Origin of the sequence: Salinivibrio sp. IB868, from assembly GCF_001995655.1 — a bacterium.
Taxonomy (GTDB): Bacteria; Pseudomonadota; Gammaproteobacteria; order Enterobacterales; family Vibrionaceae; genus Salinivibrio; species Salinivibrio siamensis.
This window is the reverse complement of record NZ_MUEW01000015.1, coordinates 43,757-54,227: the sequence shown is the minus strand read 5'-3', so window position 1 is coordinate 54,227 and position 10,471 is coordinate 43,757. Positions and strand designations below refer to the sequence as shown.

Annotated in this window: 9 protein-coding genes and 1 riboswitch; of the genes, 2 read left to right on the top strand and 7 right to left on the bottom strand. The window is 50.9% G+C overall.

The annotated features are described in order from the left end of the window. On the top strand, positions 1–712 hold a 712-nt coding region (locus tag BZG20_RS14560; protein WP_198531501.1), incomplete at its 5' end, for a hypothetical protein. 409 nt (positions 713–1,121) lie between these two features. Here BZG20_RS14560 and BZG20_RS14555 read toward each other — a convergent pair. Together BZG20_RS14555 and BZG20_RS16275 are read right to left on the bottom strand one after the other, a co-directional pair. Further along, the gene (locus BZG20_RS14555) at positions 1,122–2,024 is read right to left on the bottom strand and encodes a homocysteine S-methyltransferase family protein (protein ID WP_046075603.1); all 903 of its coding nucleotides are present in this window, start codon (positions 2,022–2,024) and stop codon (positions 1,122–1,124) included. A gap of 80 nt (positions 2,025–2,104) precedes the next feature. Further along, entirely contained in the window at positions 2,105–3,205 is a 1,101-nt protein-coding gene (locus tag BZG20_RS16275) for a methyl-accepting chemotaxis protein (RefSeq protein ID WP_274534124.1), read from the bottom strand. 174 nt (positions 3,206–3,379) lie between these two features. Between BZG20_RS16275 and BZG20_RS14545 the strand changes: the two genes are divergently transcribed. Further along, complete coding sequence (locus BZG20_RS14545) at positions 3,380–4,405, top strand: potassium channel family protein (protein ID WP_077579454.1); 1,026 nt, start codon at positions 3,380–3,382, stop codon at positions 4,403–4,405. A gap of 115 nt (positions 4,406–4,520) precedes the next feature. Here BZG20_RS14545 and thiD read toward each other — a convergent pair whose 3' ends face one another. The 5 genes from thiD to BZG20_RS14520 form a co-directional block, all read right to left on the bottom strand. Continuing rightward, a complete protein-coding gene (thiD, locus tag BZG20_RS14540) occupies positions 4,521–5,375 on the bottom strand; it encodes a bifunctional hydroxymethylpyrimidine kinase/phosphomethylpyrimidine kinase (RefSeq protein ID WP_077579453.1) in 855 nt (284 codons plus the stop codon). Positions 5,376–5,436: 61 nt separating this feature from the next. Then, positions 5,437–5,537, bottom strand: a riboswitch (TPP riboswitch). 54 nt (positions 5,538–5,591) lie between these two features. Beyond that, the gene (locus BZG20_RS14535; RefSeq protein WP_077579452.1) at positions 5,592–7,349 is read right to left on the bottom strand and encodes an EAL domain-containing protein; all 1,758 of its coding nucleotides are present in this window, start codon (positions 7,347–7,349) and stop codon (positions 5,592–5,594) included. Beyond that, positions 7,346–9,235 (bottom strand): PAS domain S-box protein, encoded by a 1,890-nt coding sequence (locus BZG20_RS14530; RefSeq protein ID WP_077579451.1) that lies wholly within the window; start codon positions 9,233–9,235, stop codon positions 7,346–7,348. The genes BZG20_RS14535 and BZG20_RS14530 overlap by 4 nt, the downstream gene beginning before the upstream one ends. Before the next feature lie 76 nt (positions 9,236–9,311). Beyond that, the gene (locus tag BZG20_RS14525; RefSeq protein WP_046075599.1) at positions 9,312–9,575 is read right to left on the bottom strand and encodes a DUF3081 domain-containing protein; all 264 of its coding nucleotides are present in this window, start codon (positions 9,573–9,575) and stop codon (positions 9,312–9,314) included. A gap of 18 nt (positions 9,576–9,593) precedes the next feature. After that, a complete protein-coding gene (locus BZG20_RS14520; protein ID WP_052708110.1) occupies positions 9,594–10,376 on the bottom strand; it encodes an HAD-IA family hydrolase in 783 nt (260 codons plus the stop codon). Positions 10,377–10,471 lie beyond the last annotated feature (95 nt).

Sequence of the window (10,471 nt, the reverse complement as noted above, 5' to 3'; positions counted from 1 at the left end):
ATCTCACAAATCTGGATTAAAATACAAAGTTAAAGGAAACGCCTTTCAAGRTATTAGCTCAAGTTCAAAAGATGGTGAATGTGACTTTATTATTGAAACTGATGATAGAATCATCTTCATTGAAGAAAAATCTAAAGAATTGGACATTGAATCAAAAAGCGGAGATATCTTATCAGGACTGTGGGACTTAGCTTTATCACTGCTAAATTCTCAAGAGCAAATTTGTAGGCATGAATATTTACTTAGAAAACAAGGGAAAATTGAATTCGAGAATGGGTTCACTCTTGAACTGAAAGACAGAAAAATTGAAAAAGTGTCTTTGACACTCTTCGATTTTTACAGTCTAGCAGATGTTAACAGTGTTAGAAGCATTCTGACATCATTCATCAATTCAACTATTAGTAGTACTGATAACGACCCGAAAGTAACCGAGAAGATTGAAAAAATAAATAAAACATTTAGGAAACTACAAAATATTTACAAGAGTGATATCTTTAAAAAAGAGTACATCAACCCAGACAATTCTCTCAATACTCTAAACAGTCGATTCTTTAGTTCAAATCAACTAATTACAATGTTAGATCATTGCACAGGCAACGAAGATTTTCTTAGCATAATGAATAAAACTAARGCTGTTGTTAACAACAGCCAAGACTGGTTTTTGATCTTCAACTACTTTGCAATAGACTTATACAAGAATAAGAATAAATAATAGATCTAAGCCGCTCCACAGGGCGGCTATCAAAACTTGTAAGTGCTAAAGGGTTAAATGCCGCTTAATGATAGCTACCATTTCTAATCCAGTTGATACGGCAGTTCTTGCCCAGCGGCAATATCCCTTACTCTCGTCATCCATTCTTAGCTGGCTAGATCAAATGTGTAACTTGTTTTGCCGTACCTGATATAATTCGTGAAGGTCTAAATTAGCAAGTGATGTAACTCATTTTTGTCCAAAACTAAGTTATGTCGGAATGAGCGCCATATACCAAAGCATTGAGATTTTGATTCAATACCCCGCATAACTTACGTAAGTCATGCGGGGCATTTCGTTTACGCAACAATCATAACTGCGTGGCCAAGCCGGTTTATGTATTCCCACGCCGGCGCGTGGGAACGAGCTATTAATCCGCTAACTGCGAGAACTTGATGATCTCGTGAGACTGTTCAAGGGTTTGTGCGAGGTGTTGGATATGGGCGGGGGTGATTTCGCAGCAGCCACCGACCACCAGGGCACCGTCGGCAATCCATTGTTGCACGCGTTCGGTGTGGACTAAGGGGGAGAGATCTTCCCGCGCTTGCAGGGCATCGGCTTTGCTGCCTTTGGCCATGTCTTCTACCGATTTAAACGCGTTGGCATAGCCGCCCACAATGTCGGCCTGGGTCGCCATCTTTGGCATCGCCGTGGTAAGCACTTCTGGGTCGCAGCAATTGAGCATCACTGCTGTCGGTGCATATTCAGTGACCGCGTGCATGGCTTGCTCTAGCGACTCGCCAGAGCGGAGTGCGCCATTAGGCTCTAACCGAAACGCAACCCCAAACGGTTTACCTTGCTCACGGGCGGCGGCGCACGCTGCACGCGCTTCAAGGGTGTTGGTCATGGTTTCGATTAAAAACACATCCACGTGAGGTTGCAAGCGGGCGATGTGCGAAAATTCCGCTTTCATGTCTTCAAAGCTGCGTTGCGGCTGACCGAGATAACTGCCCACCAGCGGCGGCAAACAGCCGGCAATATCAACATCGGCGCTTGTCTCATCCACCGCTTGCTGCAGCGCTTCGAAGGCTTTTTGGTAAATAATGTCTATTTTATCGCTCAATCCCGCTTTGGCCAGACGCGTGGGGGTCGCTGGGTAGGTATTCAGGGTATGCGTTTTCGCACCGGCACGAATAAAGTCTTTGTGCACGTCTTTAACAATATTGGCATGTTTTAACATCACCGCGACCGACCAAAGCTTCGAGCTCACATCCGGCCCACGTTGATAAATTTCTTGTCCTAGGCCGCCATCGAGTAACGCTATCGATGTCATGGTAACTTCAGCCTCCTTCGGCCATTTATCCTTGGTTTAGCTTGAGGTTACCATGTGCTTATCGATTTAACACCCCGTTGTTACGCTACCTCTTCACTGCCCTCAATCGCGAGATGTTCAAGCTTATCAATCACCGTCATACTGGCGCTTTCCATCTCTTTTAATGCAGTGACCATTTGCTCGGGTTGCTGAGCATGAAACGCTGCCACCGCTGCTTTCGCGTGGGTATGCACTTGCTCGTGAGGCGCGGCAATGGCTTTAAACGTTTGCAACTGCGCGAAATATTGCTGGCCTTCACCCTGTTCATACCATTGGCCGAGACGGCATTGGGTGTGATCGGTGACATCGTCCGCGGTCATGCTGTCTTCACCCAGCACGACGCGGTATATCGCAAATTTAAAGCTAATATGGTCAAGTTTAGCCAGTTCACAAAAAGCACGCAGCGCAGAGGCTTTAATAGTGGTACGACTGTGCTGCGCTTGTTCACTTTGTGTGGCCATGGCATCGGCCACCTGTTGGCCTTGCTCGCTATATTCAATCGCGTCACTGGCAAGCTGATCGGTGAGTGTGCAAGCATGCCCACTCCCAGCGCGAATCTTCTCGACCAGCTGGGTGATATCTTGCGTGGCACTGGCTGTACGTTCTGATAAGCTACGCACTTCATCGGCGACCACCGCAAACCCTCGACCCTGCTCACCGGCACGTGCCGCTTCAATCGCTGCGTTTAAGGCTAAGAGGTTGGTTTGATCGGCGACATCGCGAATCAACTTCACAATACCGCTCACCTCTTGGGCATGCTGGTCGAGCGAACGAATCGCTTCCGACGATTGCTGACATTGCGCGGATAAGGACTGCACGTGACGCGCAAGATCGTTGACTTGCTCGGCACACGACGCCGCCTGATGGCTCACGTCCGTTACCCGTTCTTTTTCACCGTTGATGGTGTCTGCCAAGGTGGCCAGAGACGATTGCGTCGCATTGATTGAGTCACCGAAGTGGCACAAGTTGGCGTCGATGGCTTTTCCCGTTTGGCGTTTTTTCTCTACGGTGGCTAACTCTGCCTGCAATGCCTCTTTCTCTGCATTCAGCGCGTCGATGGTATGGTTGATCTGCTCAATTTTTTGCTGCAGAGCGACTTGTTTTTGCTGCTCTTGTTCAAGTTGACGACGAGATATAAACACGCTGACTCCCAATTAAGTAATTAAGCTTTTTATAATATTTTAACGCTTAATATTGGCGATGTATGATGAGCCAAGCGAAATGTGATCCATTTTGCGCCAATCGTTTGATTTACACTGTAAACCTATAAAAATTACCGCCATACTGACCCTTCTGCAGCAAATGAGCGAAACGCTATGACCTTTTGGTTGCTTTTTAAACGTTGGATTATCAGCCACTTCGCGCATTTAGACGGGCGTATTTTGGGGTTGGTGGTACTCGCCTATGGCGGGATTGGCTGGCTACTTTTACACGGCGCCGGTGAAACAGAGATGACCCAGTCACTCGGCCGCTATGTCTATTACTTGATGGTCACCGCGTCCACTGTCGGCTATGGCGATTATTCGCCCGCAACAGAAGCAGGACAGTGGATTACCGCCTTTTGGATTATTCCCGGTGGGCTAGGGCTGTTCGCCGTTGTGATTGGGCATGTGACCAGTGCCTTAGTGGATTATTGGCGACGTGGATTACAAGGAAAACGGAGTCTTACTGTGAAAAATCATATTCTGGTGTTGGGCTGGAATGGTCAACGCACCATTCAGCTCATTCGTCTACTACAAAGCGGTGTGCATGGCGATCGTCCGATTGTGCTTTGCGTACGTCCCGAAATGGAAAATCCGCTCCCCGGCGAGGTGGAATTTGTGCGCGTCACCAGCTTTACCGATGCAGAGGGGATTGCGCGTGCGGGGATTGATAGTGCTTCGAGCATTATTATCGACAACCCAGAAGACGATATTACCCTATCAGCGGCCCTGTTCTGCGCGCATAAAAATCCGTCAGCGCATCTGCTCGCCTACTTTCAAGACGACGCGCTGAGCCAAATACTCAAACAACACTATCCACACGCAGAATGTGTACCGTCTGTTTCCGTAGAAATGCTAGCGAAAGCCGCTGTTGATCCGGGCTCCAGCCAGTTGCATCACGAGTTGTTGAGTACCGCACAAGGGATGACACAGTATTGTGCGCGCTACCCGACTAACGCGAGCACGACGGATGTGGGTACCTTGTTCAATCAGTTAAAGCATGAATACGATACAACCTTAATTGGTATCGACAAAGGTGAAGGCATTACCCTTAACCCCAGCTTGCAAACCGAAGTCGCCCCCGGCGATCGCCTTTTCTATATTGCCGCTGAACGTTTACCGCATTGGTCGGCGGCGTGATTCGGGCACCATTTATCACACGCGACACTGGCTATTAACCCTTCCGGAGCAGTCCGCCGCCGCCAAGATGGAGGCAACGGACTGGCTTTACGTGCCCTATTCGCGAAAAAACGGTCTATTCGACCACCGAGGTTTCTTGTGCATCAGAATGACACGCTTCGACTGGGTAGGCGTAAAAATGATGCACAGGCCCCGCGCCTCTTCCCACCTTTAACTGCTGACTATGCGCTAAAGCCTCTGTCAAATACTGCTTAGCCGCCCGCCCGGCTTCAATGGGCGTCATTCCCTGCGCGTAATAAGAGGCCATCGCCGCAGACAGTGAACAGCCTGTGCCGTGTGTATTAACGGTTTCAACCCGACGGGCGCTCAGGGTTTGACAGGTATCTTGGCTAATCCACACATCCACGCTTTCAGGGGCGTGATGTAAATGCCCGCCTTTGAGCATCACATAAGGACAGCCTAGCCGACGTAGGGCTGGAACTAACGCATGCATTTGCTCAATGGAGGTGGGGACAGGCTGACCGGTTAATCGCGCCGCCTCAGGCAGGTTGGGGGTGAGCACGGTTGCTCGCGGGATCAGCGCTTCAATCAGCGCTGTCATGGCGTGTTCATCCAACAGAGGATCGCCGCTGGTGGCTACCATCACGGGATCTAAAATCACCGGTAAGTGAGGCGATCGCGCCAGCACGGCGGCCACTTCGCGAATAACCGCTTGGTTGGCGAGCATACCAATTTTCACTGCACGCACCGGCATATCATACAAAACGGCCTCTAACTGGGCACGGACAAAACCAGGATCAACCGCCGAGACGGCCTCAACACCACAGGTGTTTTGTGCGGTTAACGCGGTGATCACCGAGCACGCATAACCGCCAGTGGCTGAAATCGCTTTAATATCGGCTTGAATGCCGGCACCGCCACCACTGTCTGAGCCAGCGATGGTAAGAATAACAGGTGGAGATAGGTTCATAATGGCCCCTTAATCATCAGGGGCGGAAGGAGACAAAGCGCGCCAGAATGCGCCACTTCGTGTGCTGAACGTGTCAGTTCCCTCCGCCAGTGCTAACTGGATCAGGTTCTACGGGTCCTGCTTTCGCAGTCTCAGCAATCACTTGCTCCCCGACTAACACGGTCAGAATATAAACCTTAATGATAAAGCGCAAGTCTGATGTTTCTGATGGCGCGTTTACACATTCTCGTAATGGTTAATGGTCGTATTGCCTTGTTGGGCGGTTTTAAGCAGTTGTTCGAATCCATCTTGGATAAGCGGCCGTGCATATAAAAACCCCTGCACTTGGTCGCAGCCAATTGTCTGTAGCACCTGCTGCTGGCTGACTTCTTCCACCCCTTCGGCAACCACACCATGACCAAAGCCATGGGCTAACTCAATCACGCTACCCACCAAGTGTTTGTCACTGGCGTTGGTGGCCAAATCTTGAATAAAACTGCGGTCGAGTTTAACCCAGTCTACCGGCAGTTGCTTAAGGTAACTCAATGAGCTGTAACCGGTGCCAAAGTCATCCAACGCGATATGCATCCCGGCATCCCGCAGCTGTTGTAGCTCGCGCAATGCCACCGAGATTTGCTGAATCAGTGCCGATTCCGTGACTTCCAATTGAATAATCGCCGGCGGCGTGTTTGTCGCATGGCAGCGAGCCAACACACTCTCGGCAAAACCATGACGGAGTTGCTGGGCAGAGACATTGATTGACAGATGAAAGTGCTCGTCAGTCAGGCCCTGTACGCGCCATTGCGCCACCGCCCCCAGTGCCATCGCCAGTACTTTATCGCCAAGTTGCATCATATCGGCGCTGCGCTCGGCAATGGGAATAAATTCGGCGGGACTTATCGCCCCTAGGGTTGGATGCTGCCAACGCAGTAGTGCTTCTGCGCCCACCAGCAGACCCCCATCAAGCCGCCATTTAGGTTGATAGACCAAGGAGAGATGATTGCTTTGCAAGGCCGAGCCAAGCTCAGTACGTATCAAGTGCTCTCGCTGCGCTTTACTGTCTAGCTCGGGCTGATACTCACCGACAGCCTGATCATCGGTCGGAATAGCCAGGATCGCTTGGCGAAACAACTGCGGCACATCGGCGCTTTCCGAGTCAGCACGGCTGATCCCTATATGGCAATGCAAGAACATCAGTCGCCCTTCGAGGGTATGATGACCACTGATGAGTCGGTGAATCCTCGCTGCTTTTTTCGCCGCCTCTTTACCGTCTCCCTCTATCAGCATCACCAGTCTCGAGCTGTCCCAAACCCCCACTCGATGCGAGCGCGCCACCGCACTGTTCGCCAGCAGCTCAGCAATGTGCTTATACAGGGCTTCGGTCATTAAATGCCCTTGATGCTGCGTCACCGCTTCCATACCATCAAGCGCAATCATCAATACCGTCACCGGCCCTCGCATCAATTGTCGCTCCGCTGCATCCAATAAGGCTCGGCGATTGGGGAGACCTGTCAATGGGTGGGTAAGAGAAAGGGCGCGTAACGTGGCGGTTTGTTTGTTCACCAACATTTGCAAACGCGCAGCTTGGTCACGCTCTTTCAATGTTTTAAGCTGTAACTGCAGTAGGTTGTGAATACGCTGAAGCACTTCGTCATAATCAAACGGCTTGCTGATATAATCTATCGCCCCTCGGCATAGCGCTTGATTACGTAACCCCACATCATTATCCGCAGTGAGCACCATGACGGGTGGACAATGGTCCCCCAATGCTTGGTTCAGATCATCCAGCACCATGAGTCCCGAGCGCCGTGGCATGCGCATATCAAGCAAGATAAGATCGGGCACCGGCGACAAGTGGTCGTGCACAGCACAGGGGTCCGTTAGCCCAATCAGATGCACGTACCCCGCTTGGTCAAGCATCGCGGTGAGTAAGTCAATGTTTTCCGCACGATCGTCAATGATCAAAATGGTCGCTTGTGATGGTGACTTTATCATTCCCTGTCCTCTAATAACGATTGAATAGCCGCGGCGAGCGCAGTTGACGATACGGGCTGCTGTAGTCGTAGGTGTGGTGTGGCGGCGCTGCAATGGACTTGCCCTTCCGCCCCAAGGATGATCAGCGGTTTATGCTCCACCAGGCTCGTCCAGTGTGCGGGCATTCGCGCTAAGTCATTACCATGGATGATAAAAAGTGATGGGGCGAGGGTATGTGTCATCGCTTCAGCCAACGAAAAATCGTGCGCATGGTGCAAGGTCAACAGCGGCCAGTCCTCAAAGCAATCAGAGACCAGCCGTTGCTGGTGACTGCCTTGGTCAATATAAAGCACACGGTGTGGCTGAGTGAGGCGTATATTCGCGTCAGAGGCTTCTGCAACCAGGGGCTCAGAGGAGTGTGGCTTCGCGCGATAAGGGAAGGTCACCGAAAAGGCACTGCCCTTGCCCTGTTGACTCGCAACCCTGATCTCACCTTGCATCTGAGTCACCAATTGATAGGTGACGGCCAGCCCAACCCCCGCGCCTTCTATCAATGAGTCTTCTGCCACTAAACGGTTAAAGGGCTCGAAAAGGCCGTCGAGCTGGTCGTCGGCAATGCCAATGCCTGTATCATTCACCGTCATGGTCAGACTATCGTGATGCGTGTGCGCATCCACCCAAACCCTGCCTTGTGGATGGTTATATTTCACTGCATTGCTGAGTAAGTTAATTAAGATTTGCTTAAACCGCGTTGGATCCACATAAAGCTCTCCCTCTTGCTCCGCAGGCAAACAATTTTGCAAGCTAACGTTCTGTCGCTCTGCCAGCGGAGATAAGGTTTGAATGGCATCATTGACCAATGCGCTAACAGGGTACCAGGTGAGATGAAGCACTGTTTGTCCGGCCTCTATTTTGGCCAGATCGAGCACGTCATTGATCAGTGCCAGCAAATGGCGCCCACTTTGGTGGATATGATCAACGTACTGGCGCTGATGATCGGCCAGCATCTGAGTGGGAGATTTGAGTAGTAGTTGCGCGTACCCCAACACACTGTTTAAAGGCGTACGTAGCTCGTGACTCATAGCGGATAGGAAGTCACTTTTTGCTTGGTTGGCGCGCTCGGCCTCTTGCATCGCTTGTAATAGCGGTGTGGCATCGTACGCCACCGTTACAATCGCGTAAGGCTCACCGGCAAGATGGTGGATCAGTGTTTTCGCCAACTTAAACGTCCGGCCGTCACGCAAAGTCACATCAATATGTACAGGCTCACCGTCGACCGTTAATTGGTGATCGAGTGCATTGAGGGTATCGCGCATGCCGTCAGGGAGCGCGCGACCAAATGCGTCGGCCAGTTGGCTCACATGATCCGCTCCCACCGCTTGTAAACAGGCTCGGTTCGCCAACACATATTGGCCACCTAATTCTCTAACAAATACCGGATTACCGATGGCATCGATGATGGTTTTTAGCCGATTTCGCTCGTGCTGAACAGTGGCTTGGGCATGAGTGAGTGCGCTTAAATCCGACATAATGCCGATAAACTCTCGTCGTTCATCGATCCACACTTCGCTCACCGCCAAATGGATGGGGATCAGGCGCCCATCACGGTGCCGCGCGTTCACGCGCCGCCCTGTGCCAATAACATTGGGCTGACCGGTTGCAAGGTAGTTTTCTACGTATTGGCCGTGCTTGCCTCGATGCTCGGGAGGCATTAAACACGCCACATCCTGACCGATAAGCTGCTGTTGCTCGTAGCCAAGTAGCGTGTGCGTGAAAGGATTAGCATCAAGGATAATACCTTGGTCATCAATGACTAAAATGGCGGCGGCCGCACTGTCAACCAGCGCTTTGTAGTGAGCCTGCGAGCCGCCCGTGCGCCACCCATCCATGGTAGATTGATCCGTCATCGTGTTCCCGCCTCTAACAAAAACGCCCCAGCTATATTGGGGCGTCTACCACGGACCTAACGAGTTGATATCGTAGTCATTTTTTGTAGTTTTTGACCAAAGCGTCCACCTTTTTCAGGAACTGCTCTTTTAGGTTTTCGTGCTCATAGTCGAGATCATAGGTATTGTGGAACCCCACACGTAACTGTACGCCATTGCCCGCTAAATAAATGGTATAGCCGTCATAATCTGAGAAAGCGTCGATGCCATCTAGGCGGTGTCCATCTTCAATTTCTTCACCATACTCTGTCACTATCTCAAAGGCGCGTAGTAGGTGGGTCGGATCGAGTTCGTTTTTCACGCTTCCCTCCTGGCAGTGTTAGCGAAACTGTGCCCCACCTCCCGGTCGTGATCCACGACCATAAAGTGGGCCGGCCAATACCGGTGGCGTGGTCAACACATGCCCTGACACCTTAATCCGGCTTGGCTTAGAAATAATATTGGGCAAGGTTGCCAATGTATCAAGGGTGGTGTCTGGTCCCGTTTTTTGGATCGCTGTACCATAATTATAGCCATAATCAACACAGACGACAGGAGAGCCCGCCGCCCTTGCCGCATGAACATCATTCACCGCATCGCCAACCACCAGCAATTCTGATGGCGGAACCGCTAAAATCGCCGCCGACTCAAAAATACTATCGGGATCCGGCTTTCCGGCCGCGATCGCATCCGTTCCTAAGATACGGGTAAAAAAGTGGCTGACCCCAAGCGCTCTAAGAAGGCTGTTCGCATGCGCCGTTTGCATGTCCGTGGTACATATCATCGGGAACTGGCGCTGAGAGAGTCCTTCAAGGCAAGCAAGTACCCCTGGATAGAGTCGAGTTTTTGGCGGTTTTTTGCCTAAGTATGAGGACAGGAACAACGCACGGGCTTGATTCAACACTGTGGTTGAAACCCGTCCATCAATGTGTCGCGTGAGCACCCGATGGATCAATAAATCCGCACCATCACCAATCCAGTCTCGAATCGCACTGGGCTCTTCCTCTGGCAAATTAAACCCTCGCAACATGCCGAGGACAGCGTCATAAAGATCATCAAAAGGGTCTGCGATCGTGCCGTCTAAGTCAAAGCATATCGCAGAGATATTCTCCAATTTTTTCATGGAACGCCTCCACAATCAGTGTGTTATCGCCAGAAAGGAAAGGGAACGGTGGATCGGACTTGCTATCCAACGAGTCTTTGAAAGTTAGCAGAGAA

Coding starts and splice junctions, on each gene's coding strand:
- BZG20_RS14555 (WP_046075603.1), bottom strand. CDS start 2,024: ATGACATCGATAGCGTTACTCGATGGCGGCCTAGGACAAGAAATTTAT.
- BZG20_RS14545 (WP_077579454.1), top strand. CDS start 3,380: ATGACCTTTTGGTTGCTTTTTAAACGTTGGATTATCAGCCACTTCGCG.
- thiD (WP_077579453.1), bottom strand. CDS start 5,375: ATGAACCTATCTCCACCTGTTATTCTTACCATCGCTGGCTCAGACAGT.
- BZG20_RS14535 (WP_077579452.1), bottom strand. CDS start 7,349: ATGATAAAGTCACCATCACAAGCGACCATTTTGATCATTGACGATCGT.
- BZG20_RS14530 (WP_077579451.1), bottom strand. CDS start 9,235: ATGACGGATCAATCTACCATGGATGGGTGGCGCACGGGCGGCTCGCAG.
- BZG20_RS14520 (WP_052708110.1), bottom strand. CDS start 10,376: ATGAAAAAATTGGAGAATATCTCTGCGATATGCTTTGACTTAGACGGC.